Raw genomic sequence first — 21,940 nt, 5'->3', positions numbered from 1 at the left:
GGCGTCCCCACCAGCGAGGCTGGAGGTATCCGATGACACCGTCCGACGACCTCACGGATCCAGACCTCCGTCTGGAGCTGATCCTGGTCGAGGTACTGCACCACGAAGCCGAGCACCTCGCGACCTCTTGACGCGTCCCGGTCCCGGCTCCAACGGGGGGAGCCGGGACCGGGACGCGTCGAAGAGCAGGGCAAGTCGCGGTAAGGGGCGGAGATTTTTCGATCAAGGCCGGTGTGGAGCCGGGTGACCGGCGTGCGAGGAGTCCTACAAGGGCGTTGAGACCGTGACGGTCACGGCCCGTAGAACACAGGAGGAACCTCCGTGCGACGCTTCTTCACCGGGATCGGCTACCTCGCCGCCCTGGCGGTGATCGCCACCACGATGGCCGCACCCGCTCAGGCCACGGCCACCACCCGCGCCTGCTCGATGCCCTTTTCCACCCAGGCCACCCTCGCCCGGACCGACGCGCCGTCGCGGGCCACCATGGTCGAGCCGGCCTACTTCACGATGACGACCGTCGGCTCGCGCCTGCCGTTCGTCATCAAGCTCACCGACGCCAAGAAGATAGAACACGCCCGGCGGATCATCAGCGGCGAGGAGACCGAGAAGACACACGTCCTGGGCCGGATCATCAAGACGCGGGCCCCGTACAACCCCTCCTACAGCTTCCACCTCGATCCGAACACGATCGACTTCTTCCAGATGGCCATCGAGGTCTGTGACGCGTCGCTCCCGTACGTCGAGGATCATCTCGACGAGGCGTGCGGCGCCTTCCTGCCCGGCTGCTTCTTCTGCCCCTGGACCTCCAAGCTCGTCGCCGAGGTCCCCGCCCCCTGACCCTCGCCGCGGGTTCGCGGCCGGCCGCGGCCATCGCCTCCCCTCGGGACCGGTGGCCGCGTCCGGAGCCGGTCTCCTCCCGGTTTGCCGCGTACAGCCGTCAGAGTGCCGGGAGCGTCCTCAGGTTTCCCGGTCGCGCGATGTCGTGGACTCCAGCACCCTTTTCGCCTTCGCCATCAGGGTGAGCGCCACCACCGCGAAGGCGAGCGCGAGCAGGGTGAAGAGGGTGAGCGACAGTTCGTCCGTCCGCTCCAGCAGCCGGGGCGACGCCGTCGAGACGGCGAACAGCGCGAAGAACAGCAGCGACCACGCGTACGGCCTCACCCGCAGGACCCCGCCCCGCCTGGAAACCATCAGCGGAACCCGGCCCTTCAGCAGCACGCGAACGCCGTGCGCGGCCATCACGCATCCGATCCCCAGCAGGGCCCAGCTGAACGCGACCGACAGTGTGTGCGCGCTCATCGGGATCGCACCTCCCTGGCCGTCGCCGGTGATCGGAGACGGCGTCTCCGATCACCGGCCGCCTGCCCCGCGAGGGGTGCGGCAAACCAGCCGTCCGTACGGCGAAACGCCCCGTCACCTCCAGCTCGGAGAAGGGCTTCCCACCCGGCCGTTTCCGGCTCGCCCTCGTCCCCCCGGCCTCCTCGATCGGCGTACGACGATCGAGGAGGCCGGCTTCCACACCCCGTCGCCCCCCGCGGACGTGCGGTCCTCCCACTCCCCTCGACCCGACGCGACCGTGGCGGCCCGGCTACCGCCGTCGTTACGCTGGGGACCCGCGCCGACGTGCATGGAGGAGCTCATGGCCGCTGGCCCGCTGGAACCGGATGACCCGCGCACGCTGGGAGCGTTCCAGGTCGTGGGGCGCCTCGGCGAGGGCGGTCAGGGCATCGTCTACGAGGGGTGGAGCGCCTCCGGCGACCGTGTCGCGATCAAGGTCCTCAAGGGCGGCACGAATCCCGACATCCGCCGCCGGCTCGCCAGGGAGCTGGAGTCGGCCCGCCGGGTGGCCCCCTTCTGCACGGCCCGGGTGCTCGCGGCGGAGCTCGACCGGCCGGACCCCTACGTGGTGAGCGAGTTCGTGGCGGGCCCCTCGCTGCAGGAACGGGTACGTGACGACGGTCCCCTGCGCGACGGTGACCTCGAACGGCTCGCCGTCGGCACGGCCTCCGCACTCGCGGCCATCCACGGCGCGGGGGTGGTTCACCGGGACTTCAAACCGGCCAACGTGCTTCTCGGCCCCGACGGGCCACGCGTGGTCGACTTCGGTATCGCCCGGCCCCTCGACGCCGACACGGCGTCCCTGACGATGTCGGGCACCCCGCCCTACATGGCTCCCGAGCAGCTCACGGGAGTGCACGGCTCACCCGCGGCCGACGTGTTCGCCTGGGCCTCGACCATGCTCTACGCCGCGACCGGCAGGGCACCGTTCGGCAACGACACCGTCGCCGCGGTCTTCAACCGCATCATCAACCAGGAACCCGACCTTTCCGGCGTTCCCCAGGGCCTGCGCGAGACCCTGGCCGCCTGCCTGTCCAAGGACCCCGCGGCACGTCCCTCGGCCCGGTCGCTTCTGGTGCGTCTGGTCGACCCCGGAGCCTCCACCGTCACGGTCCCCGACGTCGGTCCGGTGCCCAGCGCGTACGTCCCCGCCGGCTGGTCGGATCGCGCCCCGAGCGGCCTGCCCCGTCCCGTCGAGGCGGAGCCGCCACCGGTCGTCCGGCCCGGAGTCCACTCCAGGCCCACCGAGCCGGCCGGCCCCGTACGGGACACGGCGCTCCTACCCCCGAGCGGCGCCGGTACGGCGGGTCGTGACACGAAGATCTACGCGCCCCCGTACGGCGAGCGGGTCACCCGGCGGGCGAGGAACGTGGCCATCCCGGTGGCCGCCGTCGTCCTCGCGGGTCTGGCGACGGCCGGCGTGCTGTACGCGACGGGGACGATCGGAGGTTCCCCTGCGAACGGGGCGGCGCCCCGGAGTGAATCCGAAGGGACCCCTCGCCCGGCACCGGCCTCCGGATCCGGCGACACCGCCGACCGGGCACCGGCCTCCGGACCTGAAAGAACCCCCGACCGGGCACCGGCCTCCGGATCGGCCTCGGCACCGCCCACGGCTCCCGGAGGGGGCATCCCCTCGGCCTTCGCGGGAACCTGGACGGGACAGGTCGTCTCGCAGGACGACCGCGAGCGCACCGCCGGCGTCACGATCACCCTGAACCCGGGAGGATCCACCGGGACCTGGGTGTCCGGTGACTGCGAGCAGCAGGCCACGCTCACCCGCGTACGCGACACCGTGCTCGACCTGAACGTGGCGCAACGCGACCAGTGCGTGAGCGGGGACATGACCCTCACGCTGAAGGACCCCCAGACGCTGGACTACGTGAAGCAGGAGGGTGGGGGCTCGCTGGAATACCGAGGGAGCCTGCGCCGCTCCTGACCGCCCCGTATCCTGCGGGATCGCCCGGCTCCTTCTGGATCGCCCGGCCCGCTCCTGCCCCCTGCCCTCGCTCCCCTCTGAGGCGCCCGCCCGCTTCGCTTCTCGTCGTTCAGCCCGCGCGCACGATCTGGAAGGAGTACGACCCGGTCTTCGCCGCGGGTGACCTGACGACCAGCGCGTAGCGCCCGTCCCCGCCCGAGAGCGGCATGTCGAACTCGTTGCCGCACAGCGGGTAGGGCTGCCGGGGATCGGCGAGGCTCTTCTCCGCCGCGTCGTAGAGCTCGACGTCGATGGAGGTGCACGGCCCGCCTCCCGCGATGATCCTGATGGCCTTGGCTCCGTCGGCGTCGAACTCGAAGCGGTCGATCCGTCCGGGGACGTCCAGCGACCCCGCCCCCTCCGGGCTGCCCTCACCGATCTTCAGGCCGATCGTCGCGGGGAACGTGCGGACCTTCACGGTCGCGATCCGGAAGCTGTACGCCCCGATCACGTTGGTGTTCCCCCAGACCTCCAGCCGGTGGCCGCCCACCTTGGTCAGCTTGTTGCTGAGCGACGTACCCGCGCTGAAATCGACACTGGCCGGGGTCAGGGGCTCGTCGTCGACGTCGGAGAACACCTGGAACTGGATGCCGTCGCCCTCCATGTCGGCGACGTAGAACTCCCTGGCGTCGCTCAGATCCAGCGTGAATTTGTGCCTCTCCCCCGCGCGGGTCAGCTCGGCCGAGACCGTGCTGCCGTCGACGAGGGTGCCGCCCGGTTCGACGGCCGCGGAAGGCCGGTCCTGCCCGCCGGTCTCCGCCTGCTCGGGAGTGCTTTCCGGCTGGGCCGGGGGATCGCTCTCGACGGGCGCGGTGGTCGCCTCGCTCGTCACCTGCGCGGGAGCGGCCGCACCATCCCCGGTTTGGCCGCCGGTGAGGCCGCAGCCGGTGAACGCCGCCAGGGCGAGGACAAGAAAGGCGCCGTGCCGTACGGGGGCGGCGAGGCGTGGAGGGAGGTTCTTCATGACAGCCATTCTTCGGGACCCGCTTACAACCCGGTTGTCGGTCACTTTCTCATTCCCCTAGCGGCCTTTTGCAGGTTTCGCGCTTCCGGCACCTCCATCGGCCCTGGTCTTTCCCGGGTCGACACCGGTCAAGAGGCACTCGATCACGTGGATGACGCCCGGTGGTCACCCTCGCGCCGGGCGGGCGTCGTGGGCGATGAGCAGGTACGGCCGGATCGGACAACGTTGTCAACGTGACGGACGGCCTGTCGGTATGGTTCGGATTTGACCTCCTCCCCTCCCTGAGGGAGGAGAGTCCCCACGGTCACCCGTGAGGGTTCCTGCTTCACCGCCAGTTGCCCGCCCGAGAGGACTCTCGTTGAGGTCTTACACCGGCTCCACAGGCGTTTCACCTCTCCGCCAGCCCGGCGGCGAGGATGTTCTTCGCGGCGTTGACGTCCCGGTCATGGACCGCGCCGCAGGCACACACCCAATCACGGACGCCCAGCGGCATGGACCGCTGGAGGGTGCCGCACGCCGAGCACAGCTTGGAGGAGGGAAACCACCGGTCCACGACCAGCAACTCCCGCCCGTACCAGGCTGCTTTGTACTCCAGCATGGAGCGCATCTGGCGCCAGGAGGCATCCGAGACGGCGCGGGCCAGGCTGTGGTTTTTCACCATGTTGCGCACGGTGAGGTCTTCGATCACGACCGTTTGGTTCTCACGGACGAGACGAGTGGTGACCTTGTGCAGGTGATCTCGGCGACGGTCGGCGATGCGGGCGTACACGCGGGCGAGGGCGAGTTTCGCCTTGGCCCGGTTCGCCGAACCCTTTTCCTTGCGGGAGAGGTTGCGCTGAGCCTTGGCGAGTTTGCGCCGGTCGGCCCGCTCATGCTTGAGGTTGACGATCTTCTCTCCGGTCGACAGCGTCGCCAGCGCCGTAATACCCGCGTCCACCCCGACCGCGTTGGTCGTTGGATCCAGCGGCCCGATGGCGTCTTCACACAAGATGGAGACGAACCAGCGGCCCGCCGCGTCCTTCGACACCGTCACCGTGGACGGCTGCGCCCCCTCGGGCAGCGGGCGCGACCACACGACGTTCAGTGGACCGTTCATCTTCGCCAGGGTGAGCCGACCATTACGATAGGTGAACGCCGAGCGGGTGTACTCGGCCGACGGCCGGGACTTCTTACGGGACTTGAACGTCGGGTACTTCGCGTGCTTGGCGAAGAAGTTGGCGAACGCCGCCTGAAGGTGGCGCAATGCCTGCTGAAGCGGCACCGAGGACACCTCGTTCAGGAACGAGAGATCGTCGGTCTTCTTCCACTGCGTGAGCGCGGCCGACGACTCCACATAGGAGACGCGACGGCCGTCCAGCGTGTAGGCGCGGGTGCGCTCTTCGAGGGCCTTGTTGTAGACCAGGCGCACGCAGCCGAACGTCCGGGCAAGCTCTTCGGCCTGCTCGGGAGTCGGGTAGAAGCGGAACTTGAACGCCCGCTTCACGATCTGCGCCACGTCTCACATTCCAAAGCAAGATCAGCTAACAGTAGACATGTATTCGATTCCAGATCCGTGCGGCACCGTGCCGCGTTTCCTCTCCGGCCTGAAGGCCGGAGTATCCACGCTGGAGGTATTCGATGACCAGCGATGGCGGCCGGGCGAGGCGGCCCACCATGGTGGACGTGGCGGCCCTGGCCGGGGTGAGCCTGAAGACCGTCTCGCGGGTCGTGAACAACGCTCCGCACGTACAGCCCGAGCTGGTCGAGCGGGTGCTCGCCGCCGTGGCCGAACTCGGCTTCCGCCGCAACCACCTGGCCAGCTCGCTGCGTTCCGGGCAGGCGACCGCCACCGTCGGGCTGCTGATCGAGGAGATCGCGAACCCTTTCTACGCGACGATCGCGGGAGTCGCCGCCGAGGTCGCCGGGCACCACGGCACGATGCTCATCATCGCCAGTTCCGAGGAGGATCCGGCGCGCGAACAGCAACTGCTGCGGGACATGTGCGCCCGCCGCGTCGACGGGCTGCTCGTGGTGCCCGCCGGCGAGGACCACTCGTTCCTGCGCGCCGAGGTCGAGCTCGGCACCCCCGTGGTCTTTCTCGACCGTCCGGCGGGCGGGTTGCCCGCCGACACGGTGCTGCTCGACAACCGTGGGGGCGCGCGGGCCGGGGTGTGCCGGCTCGTCGAGTCGGGCCATCGGCGGATCGGCGTCCTGCTCGACTCGATCGGCGTCTACACGATGCGCGAGCGGCTCGACGGCGCGCGGGACGCGCTGGCCTCGGCCGGCGCGCCGTACGACACCGGGCTGGTCCGTGACGGCGTCCGCGACCCGGCCGCGGCCGCCCTGGCCGTCTCCGAACTGCTCGACCTGCCGGATCCGCCGACCGCCTTCTTCAGCCTGAACAACCGGATCACTCTCGGTGCGGTCGAGGAACTGCACCGGCGCGGCAGCGACGCCGCGTTGCTCGGGTTCGACGACTTCGACATGGCCGCTCTGGTGCCGTACCCGCTGACGGTGATCGCCTATGACACCCGTGAGCTGGCCAGGACCGCCGCCGAGCTGCTGTTCCGGCGGATCGGCGGGGATCGGTCGTGGCCGCGCACCGTGGTGCTTCCCACCGAGCTGGTCGAGCGGGGCATCCCGCCGCGCTGAGCCCGGCGACCGGAGACGGCGACCACCTGCCGACCGGCTCCCCACGGGTCCGCGGGCCGGCGTGGTGGGGAGGGAGTCGACCCCACGAGCCGCGGGTCATGGGCACGCGCCCCCGATTCGACCTCTCGGAGCCGGGGGTGCGTGCGTCTCACGGGGTCACGCGTAGAGGAAGTAGTAGCTGTACCGGCCCTCCCACTCGCATGAGTAGTCGTTCCACCAGTCCTCGGTGATGCCGTGGGTTCCGATCCGCTCGCACTCCGCGTGTTCCTTGAAGACACCCGCCAGCCTCTCGGCGTGTGCCGGGGCGGCGCCGGTCGTCAGAGAAACTCCGAGGACCATGACGGCCGAGACGAGAACAGCGCGTACCTTTCGCATTCGTCCTCCTGTGACTGGGGAGATCATGAAGGTGAACATTATCACTCGGCACGCGCCGGGGAAGATCATCACACTCGAATCATTCACGGGACGGGGGATGAAACTTTCATCGGTCCTGTCGCGGGCCGCACATGTTTCGCGGATGTTTACCGCCGGTAAATCCCATGCCACCTGCCCCCGGAGGTCCGGCCGCTGTCCAATTCCCGACGTGGCGGCCCTGAAAGGCCTCGCGGGCGCGTATCCGACCGCCTGTGCATGCCATGGATGATCTGGACTGTATTCGTACTACGTGATCCTCAAAGTACGATTTATGCCCCTTATCCTGTTCCATTGGAACGATGCATCGAAAACTTTGACCATCGTCACTTACGTGTCATATCGTCGCCCCGCCCATATCGATGTGAGCCGCGACACTCGAACAGGACGTTTTTCTCGCAGGCGCTACGGTCGGCCTGCTGATCGAGGTCGCCACGGCGCGGCAGGAAACACGGACGGTCACCGGGGACGAGCGGCGAGCATCCGACAAACCGGAGTCGTACCATGCAAGCTCGAATCCGCACGGCCGTGATTGTCGGCATGGCGATGACCATGCTGGCCGCCGTCGGCGTGTCAGCAGTCTTCGCGCCACCGGCTCACGCCACGCAGGTGATCACCGACATCGCCTACGCGCCCGCACAGCCGGCCACCAGCAAGGGGCATCTGCTGGACCTCTATCTGCCCTCCACCGGAATCACGCCCCGGCCGCTGCTGATCTGGCACACCGGCTCGGCCTGGAGCAGTGACGACGGCAAGGCCGGCGCGGACGCGATCGCGAACATCTTCACCCCTCTGGGCTTCGCCGTGGCCGGCGTCAGCGTCCGCTCCAGCGCCCAAGCGATCTTCCCGGCCCAGGTGCACGACATCAAGGCGGCCATCCGCTGGCTGCGCGCGAACGCCGCCACGTACCAGATCGACCCCAACCGCTTCGCGATCATGGGCGACTCCTCGGGCGGCTGGCTGACGGAGATGGCCACCTTCTCCGGTGGCGTGGCCGCACTGGAGGGCACCGTCGGCACGACCGGAGTCTCCAGCGCCGTGCAGACAGGACTCGCCTTCTACAGCCCGACCGACTTCCTGCAGATGAACGCGCAGAACCTGCCGACCGGCGGACTCGACCACAACTCCCCCGCCTCCCCCGAGTCCCTCCTGGTCGGCTGCCCGATCCAGACCTGCCCGGCCACGGTGGCCCAGGCCAATCCGATGACCTACGTCGACAGCAACGACCCGCCGCTGATGTTCATGCACGGCCAGGCCGACTTCCTGGTACCGCACGGGCAGAGCGTCCTGCTCTACAACAGGATCAAGGCCCAGTGCGGCAGGGCGACGTTCGTCTCGGTGCCCGGCGCGGATCACATGATGCCCCAAATCATGGACCCCGCCCAGCACGGTCTGCAGACCGTCCGCACCACCGCCAACTGCTCCGAGACCGTCAGCACCGGCACGTTGAACCCCACCTGGGCCAACTTCACGACCTTCCTGCGCGGCGGACTCAAGATGGGCACCTCCTGCGAGGTCACCTACACCACCGGCGCCTGGAACGGCGCCTTCAACGGCAGCGCGACCATCAGGAACACCGGCACGACCCCCATCGAGGGCTGGACCCTGACCTGGACCTGGCCGGGCAACCAGCAGATCACGAGCGCCTGGAACGCCACGGTGACCCAGGTCGGCACCCAGGTGACCGCCCGTGACGCCGGCCACAACTCCTACATCGGCCCCGGCTCCAGTCAGAGCCTCGGCTTCTCGGCGACCGCCACCGGGACGAACGGCATTCCGGCCCAGTTCAAACTCAACAACCTCGTCTGCACGAGAGTGCCCGCCTGAGACGACGTGCCGGGCCCGAGCCGAACGGCGAGGGCCCGGCACCGTTCTCTTGTCGCCGGGATTCCAAAGAATTACATTCTGGGAAACCGTGACCTGGAGCGGAAAGGCGCATTTCCAGAGTTGAATACATTCCGTCGGAACCTGATCACGGAATGTCACCGACCGGCCGCTCACGTCCATATTGCTTTACCCAACGGTCCGCCCCTATTGTTGCCTCCGACGGCCGCCGGCCCATTTCCCGTTTTTCATTGCCCGGCCGCAGGTCACTTGATATCCCGTGACCCGAAATAAATCGGATAAGCCGTCTTCCACTGCCAGAAGGCCGTTGTCCGGGATCGTCGATGAGTTAGGGGACGTGTGCGTACATCCAACATATTCGTCAGGAGTCTCGGCGTTTATGTGCCTGACAGTGTGAGCGTCGAGCAGGCGGTTCGTGAGGGCTGGTACCCGGCGGAGGAGGTCGAGAGGTTCCAGCAGGTCGGCGCGGCGGTGGCCGGTGACATGCCGGCGCCCGAGATGGCGCGGCTCGCGGTCCTGGACGCGTACGACCGCTGGGGCGAGTCCTCCCCGCGCGACCTCGACCTTCTGCTCTACCCGTCGGTCTGGCACCAGGGCCCGAACGGCTGGCAGCCCCAGCACTACCTGCAGATGCACCTCCTCGGTGGGAACGTTCCGGCGTTCGAGATCCGGAGCGGCTGCGTGGGGATGATCAGCTCGCTCGAACTGGCGGCGAGCTACCTGCAGGCCGACGCGGACAGGGAGACGGCGATGGTCGTCTCCTCGGACAACCACGGCACCCCGCTGGTGGACCGCTGGCGGATGACCCCCGGGGCGCTGATCGGCGACGCCGCGGCCGCGCTCCTCCTCGGCAAGGGCTACGGCATGGCCGAGCTCCTCTCGGTGAACGCGACGGTGATCCCGGAGGCCGACGCGGTCAACGACGGCGCCTACCCCCTGTTTCCCCCGGACGCCACCGTCGGCAGAGGGCTGAGCTTCGGGGACCGGCACGAGGAGTTCCGCCAGAGGCTGCTCAAGAAGCAGGGGACCGGAATCCACCTCACGATCCAGAAAACGATGATGCACCAGGTCGAGAAGACCCTGGACGAGGCGGGGATCGAACTCTCCGACATCACGCGGGTGGCGTTGCCGCACGGCCGCCGCGAGGACCTGGACGGGCAGATGTCCTGGCTGGGCATCGAGGAGGACCAGACGACCTGGGACTACGGAAGGCGCGTGGGCCACTGCGGCGCGGTGGACCAGTTCATCGCCTTCGAGCATCTCGTCGCGACCGGCGGGCTCGTGGCCGGCGATCACCTGCTCACGGTCGGGTTCGGCTCGGGAACGTCCGTCGCCGCGGCGGTCTTCAGGATCCTGGCCACCTCTCCCGTCACGACAGGGGCACGCGCATGACCGATCTCACGCGAAGGCTGGTCGACTTCATCCAGGAGAACCTCGTCCTGGACGGCGACGACATCAAGGTCGACGAGACGACCCCGCTCCTGCTGTCGGGTCTCCTGGACTCCCTGCGGACGGCGCGGTTGCTGAACTTCCTCCGCAAGGACGTCGGCGTCCCGATTCCCGCCGCGAGGCTCGACCCGGAGAACTTCAGGGACGTCGTGACCATCGTGGCGATGGTCAGAGAACTCGAATCCGTCTAGCCGGGCGAGGGCAGAGTCATGCAGTTGGCGGACACCTACATCAGCGGAGTGGGAGCCTTCCTCCCCCGGACCGTCGTCAGCGTCGAGAAAGCCGTCGCCAAAGGCTGGTATCCGGCGCAGGAGGCCGAGTTGCACAACCTGGCCGGGACGGTGGTGGCCGGTGACGTACCGGCTCCGGAGATGGCCCTGCACGCGGCGCGGAGCGCGCTCAAGCGCAGCGGGCGCGCTCCGGGCGACCTGGATCTCCTCCTGTACGCCTCGACCTGGCACCAGGGGCCGGACGGCTGGCCCCCGCACTCCTACCTGCAGCGTCATCTCGTCGGCGGGGACGTCCTGGCCACCGAGATCCGGCAGGGCTGCAACGGGATGTTCATCGCCCTGGAGCTCGCGGCCGGCCACCTGGACGCCGTACCCGGCAGGCAGGCCGCCCTGCTGGTCGCCGCCGACAACTACGGCACCCCGCTGATGGACCGGTGGCGGATGGGCCCCGGCTACATCGGCGGGGACGCCGCCGCCGCGCTCGTGCTCACCAAGGGGACGGGTTTCGCGCGCCTGACGTCGGTCTGCACGACGACGGTGGCCGAGGCCGAGGAGCTCCACCGGGGCAGCGAACCCCTCTTCCCTCCGGGCGTCACCGTTGGGCGCCGGATGAGCTTCGCCGCCAGGAACGAGCAGTTCAGGCAGCAGGTCATGCCCAAGGGCGAGGCGACCACGGCGCTGTTCAAGATCCAGCGGGCGTTGATGGAGGTCGTCGAGCGCGCGTTGACCGAGAGCGGGATCGAGGCCGGCGACCTCACCCGGGTGGCGTTCATGAACTACTCGGAAGAGATCGTCGAACAGCGGTGCATGGCCATGCTCGACCTGCCCATGTCCCGCTCGACCTGGGACTACGGCCGCACCATCGGCCACTGCGGGGCCTCCGACCAGGTCCTCTCCCTCGACCACCTGCTCCTGAGCGGGCAGCTGGGCCCCGGCGACCACGTGCTGATGCTCGGCACCGGGCCGGGAGTGACCGTCTCCGGTGCCGTAATCAAGATCATCGACAGTCCTCAGTGGGTCTGACCGAAGGGAAACGAACGCAGATGGCCGACAGTACGCGCGGAGTCCAGGTGGAACCAGTGGCGGTGATCGGGATTGGATGCCGCCTTCCCGGTGACGCCCGCTCACCGGACGAGTTCTGGGACCTGCTGCGTGCCGGCCGGAACACGACCGGGCCGCTACCCGCGGAACGCTGGCGCCCGTACGAGAACCGGAGCCCCGAACACGCCGCCTCGCTACGCGACGCCGTACGTCACGGCAGCTTCCTCGACGACATCGAGGGCTTCGACGCGGAGTTCTTCGGCCTGTCGCCCCGCGAGGCCGAGCTGATGGACCCGCAGCAGCGGATCCTGATGGAGACCGCGTGGGAGGCCCTGGAGAACGCCGGCCTGCCGCCGCACGAACTGACCGGCACCGACGCCGGGGTGTTCGTCGGGGTCTGCACCGCCGACTACGGAGGCCGCCTCCTTGAGGAACTGCCCCAGATCGAGGCGTGGACCGGGATCGGCGCCGCGACCTGCGCCGTCGCCAATCGCATCTCCTACTCGCTGGATCTGCGCGGCCCCAGCATGGCGATCGACACCGCCTGCTCGGCGTCGCTGGTCTCGCTGCACCTGGCCGCCCAGAGCCTGCGGCTCGGCGAGAGCGACGTCGCCCTCGCCGGCGGCGTGAACCTGCTGGTCACCCCGGGGCAGACCCTCACACTCGGCACGGCGGGAGCCCTCGCCCCCGACGGGCGGTCCAAGTCGTTCGACGCGTCGGCCGACGGCTACGGACGCGGCGAGGGCTGCGGCGTGGTCGTGCTCAAGCGGCTGTCGGACGCCCAGCGCGACGGTGACCGGATCCTCGCGCTCGTCATCGGCAGCGCCGTGAACCAGGACGGGCACACCAACGGCATCATGGCGCCGTGCGGGGAGGCCCAGGAACACGTGATGATCCGGGCCTGCCGGCAGGCGGGCATCGCACCGTCCACCGTCGACTACATCGAGGCGCACGGCACGGGCACCCGGCTCGGCGACCCGCTTGAGGCGGGGGCGCTCTCCTCCGTGTACGGCACGCCGCGGCCCCCCGGCGACCCGTGCCTCGTCGGCTCCGTGAAGTCCAACATCGGTCACCTCGAGGGCGCCGCCGGCATCGCCGGCGTCATCAAGGCGGTGCTCGCCCTCGACCGCGGTGAGATCCCCCCGAGCGTGCTGAACACCCTGAACCCGGCCATCCCGTGGGAGACCTCGGGCCTTCGCGTGGTGACCGAGCAGTCGGCCTGGCCCGAGCGCGACCACCCCCGCCGGGCGGGCGTCTCCAGCTTCGGGTACGGCGGCACGGTCGCGCACATCGTGCTCGAACAGGCCCCCGCGGCCCAGGAGGCCCCCCGGGTCGAGGAGGGTGGAGAGCGGCTGTTCCCGCTGTCGGCCGCCTCCGAGCAGGCTCTGCGGCAGTACGCGGGCAAGCTCGCCAACCGCCTCGACCAAGGGCTCGGCCAAGGGCTCGACCTGGCGTCGGCGGGGCACACGCTCGCGCTCCGGCGCACCCATCTGGCCCGTCGCGCCGTCGTGATCGGGGCGGACGGGAACGAGCTCGCGGCCGGCCTGCGCAGGCTCGCGGATGACGTACCCGCCGAGAGCGTCCTCACCGGTGACGTGCTGCCCGAGCTCGGTCCCGGGCCGGTCTGGGTCTTCTCCGGGCAGGGCTGCCAGTGGCGCGGGATGGGGCGGGAACTGCTCGCCGTGCCGGAGTTCGCGTCCCTCGTCGACGAAGTGGAGCCGATCTTCATCGAGGAGATCGGCTTCTCTCCCCGGCAGGTCCTCACCGACGGCGATCTCGACACCATCGACCGCGTGCAAACCATGATCTTCGTGATGCAGCTGGGCCTCGCCAGGCTCTGGAACGCGTACGGGGTCGCTCCGAAGGCCGTCATCGGCCACTCCGTCGGCGAGATCGCGGCGGCGGTGACGGCCGGCGCGATGACCGTCGCCGACGGCGCCCGCCTGATCTGCCGTCGCTCCCGGCTGCTGCGCCAGGTCGAGGGCGAGGGGGCGATGGCGATGGTCGACCTGTCGTTCGAGGAGGCGACGGAGAGGCTCGCCGGCCGTACCGACCTGGTGGCCGCGATCTCGTCGGCCCCCGGCTCCACCGTGCTGTCCGGCGACGTCGCCGCGGTCGAGGCGGTGGTGAACGAGTGGCCCGCCGAGGGCATCGTGGTGCGGCGGGTGGCCTCCGACGTCGCCTTCCACAGCCCGCACATGGACCCCCTCGCCGTCGAACTCGCCGCCGCCGTCGCCGATCTCTCGTTCGGTGCGCCTCGCGTCCCCATGTACACGACCGCGCTGGCCGACCCCCGATCGACGCCCGTCCTGGACGGCGCGTACTGGGCGGCGAACCTGCGAGACCCCGTGCGGCTCACCGCGGCGACCAGGGCCGCGGCGCAGGACGGCTACCGCGTGTTCCTGGAGATCTCCCCCCACCCCGTGGTCGCGCACTCGGTGACCGAGACGCTCTCGGAGAACGGGTTCGACGACGTGTTCGTCGGCACGTCACTGCGCAGGAACCAGCCCGAGTCCTCGACCTTCCTCGTCGCGCTGGGCACGGCGCACTGTCACGGCGTCGAGGTGGACTGGAGCCGTCTGCAGCCGTCCGGCGGCCTGGCCGACCTGCCGCCGTACGCCTGGCAGCACCGCCGCCACTGGCGCGAGGCGTACACCGGGGACGACAACCGGGGGCACGACGTGCACTCCCACACCCTGCTCGGAGCCGGGAGCAGCCTCGCGGGCAGCCGGACCCGGGTGTGGCGGACCAGCCTGGAGGACGCCAACCGGCCCTACCCGGGCAGCCACGCCCTCAACGGGGTCGAGATCGTGCCCGCCGCCGTGCTCGTCAACACGTTCCTGCACGCGACCGAGGACGAGGACGTCACGCTCACCGACGTGGAGATGATGCATCCGCTGATGACCGCGGAACGCAGGCAGATCCAGGTCGTGCACGAGCCTCCTGCGGTGCGGCTCGCGGCCCGTACGCCGGCCGGTCCCGACGAGCCGGAACCCGCCTGGCTGGTGCACGTCACCGCGGACGTGGCCGCCCCGGGCCAGGTGAAACCCGACATGCTGCCCGACGCCGGCGCTCTCACCCCGATCGATCCCGGGTTCGTGCACAAGCGGCTCGCCACCGTCGGCGTACCCTCGACGGGCTTCGACTGGACGATCGAGACGCTGCTGAGCGGGGACGGCGTGCTGCGGGCCACGGTCCGCACCGGGGAGGCGGAGGGCTGGACGCCGGCGCTGGACGCGGCGATGTCCGTGGCGCCCTGCGTGTTCCCCGGCGATCCGGTGCTGCGCATGGTCGTGCACATCGACGAGGTCACGCTCACCGGCACGCCCCCCTCGACGGTGATCATCGACGCGGCCGTCGACCCTGCCGCCGAGGACACCGTTCGGGCGCTCCTCGCCGACGTGGACGGCCGGGTGGTGGGACACCTCACGGGACTCCGCTACCCGGTGATCGACGCGCCCACCCCGGCCGAGGAGGATCTCGGCGGGCCCGCGGAGTCGTTCTCCGGCCTGGCGCCCGAGGACCTGCGCGAGCGTGTCCTGCCCGAGATCCGCGCGGAGATCGCCGCCGTGATGAGGCTCGCCCCCGAGGACCTGGCGACCAGGCGTCCCCTGGTCGAGCAGGGGCTTGACTCGGTGATGACCATCATGGTCCGGCGGCGTCTGGAGAAGCGCTTCGGCCGCCGTCTCCCCGCGACCCTGCTGTGGCAGCAGCCCACCATCACCGCGATCGCGAACCACCTGGTGGGGCTTCTCACGGCTCCGAGACCGGACGTGGCGACGGAGACCGCCGCCGAGAGCGTGCTCGTGATCGGAGGCTGAGGCCGGCGGGGGGGGGGGGGGGGGGGGGGGGGGGGGGGGGCGGGCGCCCGGGCGGGCGGGGGGGGGCGCCGGGGGGGGGGGGGTCCCCCCGCGCGCGGGGCGGGGGGGGGGGGCGGGCCCCCCCCCGCGCGGGGGGGGGGGGGGGGGGGGGGCGGGCCCGGGGGGGGGGGGGCGGGGGGGCCCCCCCGGGGCCCCCCCGGCCGGCGCGTTTGGTGGGGAGTGGACCGGTCAGCCGGTCGTGCGGGCCCCACGGACGTCGGGACATCGGAGCGTCGGGACATCGGGGCTTCAGGAGACGGCGCCGAGAGCCTCGACACTCGGACTCGACGCGGAAAGCCGTCAGGACCGCCGTCCGCCTTCGGATCGCCCTCCGGAGCGTCCGCCCTCAGAGTGTCCTCCGGAGCGGCCGCTTTCCGAACGCCCACTTTCCGAGTGTCCCTTGGAGTGCCCGGCCCTGACCTCGATGCGTCGCCCCTGTCCCTGCGTGGCCTTGGGGATCCGCAGGGTCAGGATCCCCTCGTCCATTGACGCCTCCACGCCCTCCTGGTCCACGTCGGAGGGGAGTGAGGTGTGAAAGTGGAATCGTCCCGTCCGAACCCGCAGCGCGTTGGAACGTCCCTCTTCCGTGTGGACCTCGCCGTTGACGCACAGTTCGCGACCGTTGATGGAGATCTCGACGTCCTCGGGTGCGATGCCGGGCATCTCCAGCCTGGCGAGGTAGGCGTCATCGATCTCGTCGATCTCGGCGATCGGCATCCACGGGCGTTCCGCCTCGCCCTCGGCCGTCTGCCGGGTCAGCAGTCCGAGCTGGTGGAACAGATCCTGCATGTCCCCGAAAGGGTCCCGTCTCAGTACCGCGAGCGGCTCGACCCCGTGCACGTGACCACCTCTGGTACGCCTCATCGGCAATGTCATGACATCCCCCTGCTTACGCTTGAATCGGCTACCTCGTCCCCCACGAGGAGCCTCGGCCGCAGCAGGGCAACGGCCCGCGCGGCCAGTAGCACAGCGCTACCGCGTAGTGACAGATACCCGACATAGGTCGCGACTACACTCGCCGCCGCCCCCACCCGCCCCGTCGGGCGGCGCCCCCGGCGACCTCCACCGGGTCACCTCTCGGGCTCCCCCTCCTCGGCACGGTAGGACGTGGTCCAGGTCGCACCGCATCGGCAGTGGGACAGCACGAGCAGCTCGCCCCCTTCGGTCACGGTCATGTCGCGATTGAGGCGGACGTGAACATGCGTGCTCATGACGGGTGGACCTCCACTTGATCATTGGTTCCGGCCGGTCCTCGGCCGCGAATCCCCCGGCGCCGTCGAGGACCGCGGTCACGCCGCCCGGCCCGGGGAGGTGATGTCTTTCCTCACCACATACCCAAAATATGTGATTTCAGGACAAAAGTGATGATTGTCCATCTTTGGACCATGGACCCGTGTCCTCCCGGAAGGAGGTCGAACACCGGCGAACGCGGCGATTCCCCCGCCCCGCGCTCGCGAAATTTTTCCATATGGTAAAAGCATGTTCTTCGAGCCCCCATCGGCACAGGAAGAAACAACCCGCCCGCCCGACCTCGGGCCGCCCGCCTGGTACGCCCCGCCCGCCGAGGAGATGGGCGCGACGATGACCAGCGATCTGCTGCTCGCCCGCACCCCGAACGTCGCCGTCGCCCTGCCGACGATCCGGGCGTTCAGCACCGGATGCCTGTTGGACGTGGAGATCGTCATGCGGCGGCGTTCCCTGCCTCCCGACGACTTCCAGGCTCTCCAGATGTCCGTGTTTCCCCACATGATCTCCAGCGTGAGCGCCCGCGGGTTACCGGACAACCTGCTGCGGTTCGGCGTCCGCTTCGCCGACGGCACCAAGGCCACCACCGTCGGACAGAGGTTCGACCTGGCACGGCTCCCGCGAGATCCGCCATCGGTTCCGCGGCTCTCCTGGCTGCTCGGAGGCACGTCCCTGCGCAGCGGCGACAACGACGAAGGGATCTTCCTCAACATAGGACTGTGGCTCTGGCCCTCACCACCCCCGGAGACCTTCGAACTCGGCGTGGAGTGGCCCGATGGCGGGATCGAGCTGAGCATCGCCACCCTGGACGGCGCGGCCATCGTGTCCGCCGCCGAGCGATCGGTCCCGTACTGGCCTGATCCCCCACCGGGCGACTGACGCGCTCCCCGGTCTGAAGGCCGGAGCGCGGCGGACGACTTCGGTAGCCCCTGACCTGCTCGGCCCCCACGAGTCCCGCTCGCCGCCCTCCCGGCCACGGCGGCACGCACTTGACCGGGAGGGGCCACCGTCCCGAGAACCTCGGACCCGCCGCCCATCCGGGGCGGCGGAGCCCCGACGATCCGGCCGGCGAAAAATCGTTCGCCTCCTCCTGACACCCTGCGTCACCATTGCCATAGCCGAGGGTGTTCGGAGGGGCGGATGGCCGTGCTGGGATCACTCGATTCTCCGGAAGACAGACCGTCCGCCCGGAGGTCGGCCGTTCTGCTGGCGCTGCGGTACTACAACCGGGAGTTGCTGAGGCAGTGGCGGGTCGCCGTACCCGCGCTGACCCTGCCCGCGTTGGGAAACACCTGCCTGTTCTATCTCGCCCCGCTGGCGGTGGGTGCGATCGTGGGGCGCCTGTCCGAGGGCGGGGACGACGTCGCCGCCCTCATGCCGTACGTACTCGGCTTCGGCGCGACGCTGCTCGCCGGGGAGGTGCTGTGGCGGGCGGGTATCCACTTCCTGAACCGTACGGACGCCCGGGGTGTCGAGTGGCTCGGGGTGACGGCCATGGACAGGCTGCTGGCCAAGGACGCCGCGTTCTTTCACGACAACTTCGCCGGCTCGCTGACCAAACGGGTGCTGAGCTTCTCCGGCGGGTTCGAGAACTTCGTGGACACTCTCACCTTCTCTATCATCGCCAAGGTGGTGCCGCTGGCCTTCGCCTCGGTGGTGCTGTGGCGGTATCACCCGCTGCTGGTCTTCGTCCTCCTGGGCCTCATCGTCGTCACGGGCCTCATCATCGCCCCGCTCATTCGCCGTCGCCAGAGGCTGGTGGACCAGCGTGAGGCCGCGAAGGTGCGGGTGTCCGGGCACATCGCCGACGTGCTGGCCAACATGGAGACGGTCCGCGCGTTCGCCGCCGAGGAGCGCGAGGCCGCGAAGCACCGGGCGCGGGTCGCCGAGCAGCGCGGGCTGACGCTCCGTTCCTGGGACTACGCCAACCTCCGGGTGGACACCGTCATCGCCCCGCTCTCGATCCTCACCAGCACCCTCGGCCTGCTCCTCGCCATCACCCTCCGCGGTGGCCTGGGCGTGGAGGCGATCGTGGTGACGTTCAGCTACTACACGACCTCGATCAACATCATGTTCGAGTTCAACCAGATCTACCGTCGCATGGAGAGTGTGCTCACCGAGTCCGCCCAGTTCACCGAGCTTCTCCTCACACCGCCGGGAGTCGTCGACCCCAAGGACCCGCAACCGCTGCGCCCCGCCGACGCCGGCGTCCGGTTCGAGCGGGTGACGTTCGCGCACTCCGGCAACCCACCTCTGTTCGACGGCCTGGACCTGCACATCCCCACCGGCACCAAGGTCGGCCTCGTGGGCCGGTCGGGCGGCGGCAAGACCACCCTCACCCGGCTGCTGCTACGTCTCATGGACATCGACGAAGGCCGGATCCTCATCGGCGGCCAGGACATCACCCGGCTCCGCCAGGCCGACCTGCGCAGCCTGATCTCCTACGTCCCCCAGGAGCCCGCCCTGTTCCACCGGTCGTTACGCGACAACATCGCCTTCGCCCGGCCGGGCGCCACCGATGCCGAGATCCACCGGGTGGCGCGGGCGGCGCACGTCACGGAGTTCGCCGAGACCCTGCCGAACGGCTTCGACACGCTGGTCGGGGAACGCGGCGTCAAACTCTCCGGCGGCCAGCGGCAGCGCGTCGCCCTCGCCCGTGCCATCCTGCGTGACGCGCCGATCCTGCTGCTGGACGAGGCCACGAGCGCACTGGACTCCGAGAGCGAGACTCTCATCCAGGAGGCCCTGTGGAGCCTGATGCGCGACCGCACCGCCCTCGTGGTCGCGCACCGGCTGAGCACCGTCGTGCGCATGGACCGTCTCGTCGTCCTCGACCAGGGGCGCATCGCGGAACAGGGCGACCACCACGAGCTCCTTCGGGCCCAGGGACCGTACTCCCGCCTGTGGCACCACCAGTCCGGCGGTTTCCTCCTCGAAGAGGACGGCTCGGACGCCGTCCACCGCTGAGAGTTTCACCGTTCGCGTGAAATTTTCACCGGTGTGACGCCGTAATCCCAGAGTGTCAGGGCGGATCGATCACGGTGTTTGAGGTTCCGCGGCCCGCGTGCCTACGGTGCTGACATACGTAAAGTAATCCGGTCAAGGAGGCCATCATGCGCGCCCGCGTCATACCGGCCCTGATTCTGGCTCTGCTCGCGCTGGTCGTCACCGCTCCCGAGGCCCGCGCCCAGGTGGTGGGCGGCTTCGACTTCTCCCGGGCGCAGGTCTCCGTCACGGGCCTCCAGGTTCCCTGGGGTCTGGCGTTCCTGCCGGACGGCAGCGCGCTGGTGTCAGAACGCAACACCGGACGCATCCTGCGGGTGCGGCCGGACCAGACGCCCACGGCGGTCGCCACCGTCAGCGGGGTGAGCGCCTCGGGTGAGAGCGGCCTGCTCGGCATCGCCGTGTCGCCCACCTACGCCCAGGACGGCTGGGTGTACGCGTACTTCACCAGCACCGCCGGGGACAACCGCCTGGTCAGGCTGCAACTGACCGCGCCACAGACGCAGACGGTGATCCTCTCGGGGGTGCCGAGCGCCACCATCCACGACGGCGGTCGCATCGCCTTCGGGCCCGACGGCATGCTCTACGTGGCGACCGGCGACGCCGGCAACACCGCCAACGCGCAGAACGTCAACAGCCTCGCCGGGAAGATCCTGCGGATGACACCCACCGGAGGCGTGCCCGCGGGCAATCCGATCGCAGGCTCCCGCGTCTGGACCTACGGCCACCGCAACGTCCAGGGCCTGACCTGGGACTCCCAGGGCAGAATGTACGCCGCCGAACTCGGACAGAACACCCGGGACGAGATCAACCAGATCGTCGCGGGCTCCAACTACGGCTGGCCGACGTGCGAGGGCACCTGCAACAACCCCTCCTTCCGCGACCCGATCGTCACGTGGACGACCGCAGAGGCGTCGCCGAGCGGGCTGGCCTGGGCCAACGACACCCTCTTCGTCGCCGCGCTGCGCGGCCAGCGGCTCTGGACGGTGCCGCTGAGCGGTGCCGGCACACCCGGCACGCCGCTGGCCGAGTTCCAGTCCGCCTACGGGCGGCTCCGCACGGTCGCGGTCGGTCCGGACGGCTGGCTCTGGGTGGCGACCAGCAACCGGGACGGCCGCGGCACCCCGGCGGCGCAGGACGACCGCATCGTCCGCGTCCCGCCGGCCACCACCGGGGGCGACACCACCCCGCCGACCGCGCCGGCCGGCCTCGCCGCGTCGGGGACGACCTCCACCGGCACCACCCTGGCCTGGACCGCCTCCACCGACAACGTGGGCGTGACCGGATACGACATCCTGCGCGCGCCGGGCGCGTCCGGTGGCACCTTCACGCAGGTGGGGACCTCGGCCACCACCTCGTACGCCGAGACCGGGCTCACCGCGAACACCACCTACCGCTACCAGGTCCGGGCCCGCGACGCGGCGGGCAACCTCTCGCCGGTGTCGAACACGGTGACGGTCACCACCACCCCGGGTGGCGGGGGCCCCGGCGGATGCTCGGTGACGGGGACCGTCCAGACGCAGTGGTCGAACGGGTACGTGATCCAGCCGGTCACGGTCACCAACACCGGCACGTCCGCGACCAACGGCTGGACGGTGACCTTCACGCTGCCGAGCGGCCACGCCGTCACCGGTTCGTGGAACGCCACGCTGACCGTGAGCGGGCAGACCGTCGCGGCGAGGAGCGCCGGGCACAACGGCGCGCTCGGCCCGGGCCAGAGCACCACCTTCGGTTTCCAGGCGAGCCGCTCCAACGGCAACACCCAGACACCGTCCGGCTACCAGTGCACAAGCCCCTGAGTCCCGCCCTCGGCTGAGAGAGCCGGGGGGGGGGGGGGGGGGGGGGGGGGGGGGGGCGGGGGCGGGCGCGGGGGGGGGGGGGGCCCCCCCCCCCCCGGGGGGGGGGGGGGGGGGGGGCGGGGGGGGGGGGGGGGGCCCCGCCCGGGGGC

General features: G+C 70.1%; 17 protein-coding genes. 11 read left to right on the top strand and 6 right to left on the bottom strand.

Going from position 1 to position 21,940, the window contains the following annotated elements; translation table 11 throughout:
* The first annotated feature begins 321 nt into the window (after window positions 1-321).
* Window positions 322-837, top strand: coding sequence for a calmodulin-binding protein (locus ACIBH4_RS17490; protein ID WP_362521221.1), 516 nt, complete (start codon window positions 322-324; stop codon window positions 835-837).
* Between the two features lie 120 nt (window positions 838-957).
* Here the strand turns inward: ACIBH4_RS17490 and ACIBH4_RS17485 are convergent, their stop codons facing one another.
* On the bottom strand, window positions 958-1,299 hold the full coding sequence (locus tag ACIBH4_RS17485; protein WP_362769432.1) for a hypothetical protein: 342 nt from the start codon (window positions 1,297-1,299) through the stop codon (window positions 958-960).
* Window positions 1,300-1,639: 340 nt separating this feature from the next.
* On the opposite strand from ACIBH4_RS17485, the gene ACIBH4_RS17480 reads away from it, so the two are divergent.
* Window positions 1,640-3,274: a protein kinase gene (locus ACIBH4_RS17480; RefSeq protein WP_362769434.1), complete on the top strand. Its 1,635-nt coding sequence runs from the start codon at window positions 1,640-1,642 to the stop codon at window positions 3,272-3,274.
* A gap of 109 nt (window positions 3,275-3,383) precedes the next feature.
* Here the strand turns inward: ACIBH4_RS17480 and ACIBH4_RS17475 are convergent, their stop codons facing one another.
* The gene (locus tag ACIBH4_RS17475; RefSeq protein WP_362521233.1) at window positions 3,384-4,277 is read right to left on the bottom strand and encodes a hypothetical protein; all 894 of its coding nucleotides are present in this window, start codon (window positions 4,275-4,277) and stop codon (window positions 3,384-3,386) included.
* A gap of 388 nt (window positions 4,278-4,665) precedes the next feature.
* On the bottom strand, window positions 4,666-5,772 hold the full coding sequence (locus ACIBH4_RS17470; RefSeq protein WP_362521237.1) for an RNA-guided endonuclease TnpB family protein: 1,107 nt from the start codon (window positions 5,770-5,772) through the stop codon (window positions 4,666-4,668).
* Between the two features lie 122 nt (window positions 5,773-5,894).
* Between ACIBH4_RS17470 and ACIBH4_RS17465 the strand changes: the two genes are divergently transcribed.
* Window positions 5,895-6,908 (top strand): LacI family DNA-binding transcriptional regulator, encoded by a 1,014-nt coding sequence (locus tag ACIBH4_RS17465; protein ID WP_362521242.1) that lies wholly within the window; start codon window positions 5,895-5,897, stop codon window positions 6,906-6,908.
* 156 nt (window positions 6,909-7,064) lie between these two features.
* Here ACIBH4_RS17465 and ACIBH4_RS17460 read toward each other — a convergent pair whose 3' ends face one another.
* A complete protein-coding gene (locus tag ACIBH4_RS17460; protein WP_362521247.1) occupies window positions 7,065-7,283 on the bottom strand; it encodes a hypothetical protein in 219 nt (72 codons plus the stop codon).
* Window positions 7,284-7,823: 540 nt separating this feature from the next.
* On the opposite strand from ACIBH4_RS17460, the gene ACIBH4_RS17455 reads away from it, so the two are divergent.
* The 5 genes from ACIBH4_RS17455 (at window position 7,824) to ACIBH4_RS17435 (ending at window position 15,705) form a co-directional block, all read left to right on the top strand.
* A complete protein-coding gene (locus ACIBH4_RS17455; RefSeq protein WP_362521254.1) occupies window positions 7,824-9,146 on the top strand; it encodes a cellulose binding domain-containing protein in 1,323 nt (440 codons plus the stop codon).
* A gap of 399 nt (window positions 9,147-9,545) precedes the next feature.
* The gene (locus tag ACIBH4_RS17450; protein ID WP_362769437.1) at window positions 9,546-10,556 is read left to right on the top strand and encodes a ketoacyl-ACP synthase III family protein; all 1,011 of its coding nucleotides are present in this window, start codon (window positions 9,546-9,548) and stop codon (window positions 10,554-10,556) included.
* Window positions 10,553-10,804, top strand: coding sequence for a phosphopantetheine-binding protein (locus ACIBH4_RS17445; RefSeq protein ID WP_362521267.1), 252 nt, complete (start codon window positions 10,553-10,555; stop codon window positions 10,802-10,804). Before ACIBH4_RS17450 ends, ACIBH4_RS17445 begins: the two co-directional genes overlap by 4 nt.
* An 18-nt stretch (window positions 10,805-10,822) precedes the next feature.
* Window positions 10,823-11,866, top strand: coding sequence for a ketoacyl-ACP synthase III family protein (locus tag ACIBH4_RS17440; protein WP_362521272.1), 1,044 nt, complete (start codon window positions 10,823-10,825; stop codon window positions 11,864-11,866).
* Between the two features lie 20 nt (window positions 11,867-11,886).
* Window positions 11,887-15,705, top strand: a complete 3,819-nt coding sequence (locus tag ACIBH4_RS17435) for a beta-ketoacyl synthase N-terminal-like domain-containing protein (protein ID WP_362769440.1) — start codon at window positions 11,887-11,889, stop codon at window positions 15,703-15,705.
* Between the two features lie 339 nt (window positions 15,706-16,044).
* Here the strand turns inward: ACIBH4_RS17435 and ACIBH4_RS17430 are convergent, their stop codons facing one another.
* Both ACIBH4_RS17430 and ACIBH4_RS17425 read right to left on the bottom strand, forming a co-directional pair.
* Window positions 16,045-16,608, bottom strand: a complete 564-nt coding sequence (locus tag ACIBH4_RS17430; protein WP_362770353.1) for an Hsp20/alpha crystallin family protein — start codon at window positions 16,606-16,608, stop codon at window positions 16,045-16,047.
* Window positions 16,609-16,814: 206 nt separating this feature from the next.
* Window positions 16,815-16,955: a hypothetical protein gene (locus ACIBH4_RS17425; protein ID WP_350947093.1), complete on the bottom strand. Its 141-nt coding sequence runs from the start codon at window positions 16,953-16,955 to the stop codon at window positions 16,815-16,817.
* A 268-nt stretch (window positions 16,956-17,223) separates the two neighbouring features.
* On the opposite strand from ACIBH4_RS17425, the gene ACIBH4_RS17420 reads away from it, so the two are divergent.
* From ACIBH4_RS17420 to ACIBH4_RS17410, 3 genes are all read left to right on the top strand, one after another.
* Entirely contained in the window at window positions 17,224-17,868 is a 645-nt protein-coding gene (locus tag ACIBH4_RS17420; protein ID WP_362506361.1) for a hypothetical protein, read from the top strand.
* A gap of 261 nt (window positions 17,869-18,129) precedes the next feature.
* Window positions 18,130-19,956: an ABC transporter ATP-binding protein gene (locus ACIBH4_RS17415; protein ID WP_362506364.1), complete on the top strand. Its 1,827-nt coding sequence runs from the start codon at window positions 18,130-18,132 to the stop codon at window positions 19,954-19,956.
* Between the two features lie 146 nt (window positions 19,957-20,102).
* Window positions 20,103-21,791, top strand: a complete 1,689-nt coding sequence (locus tag ACIBH4_RS17410; RefSeq protein ID WP_362770351.1) for a PQQ-dependent sugar dehydrogenase — start codon at window positions 20,103-20,105, stop codon at window positions 21,789-21,791.
* The last annotated feature ends 149 nt before the right edge of the window (window positions 21,792-21,940 follow it).

Origin of the sequence: Streptosporangium sp. NPDC050284 (genome assembly GCF_044459525.1) — a bacterium.
Lineage (GTDB): Bacteria > Actinomycetota > Actinomycetes > Streptosporangiales > Streptosporangiaceae > Streptosporangium.
Note: the sequence above shows the minus strand (reverse complement) of the source record. Positions and strands in the feature narration are given on the sequence as shown.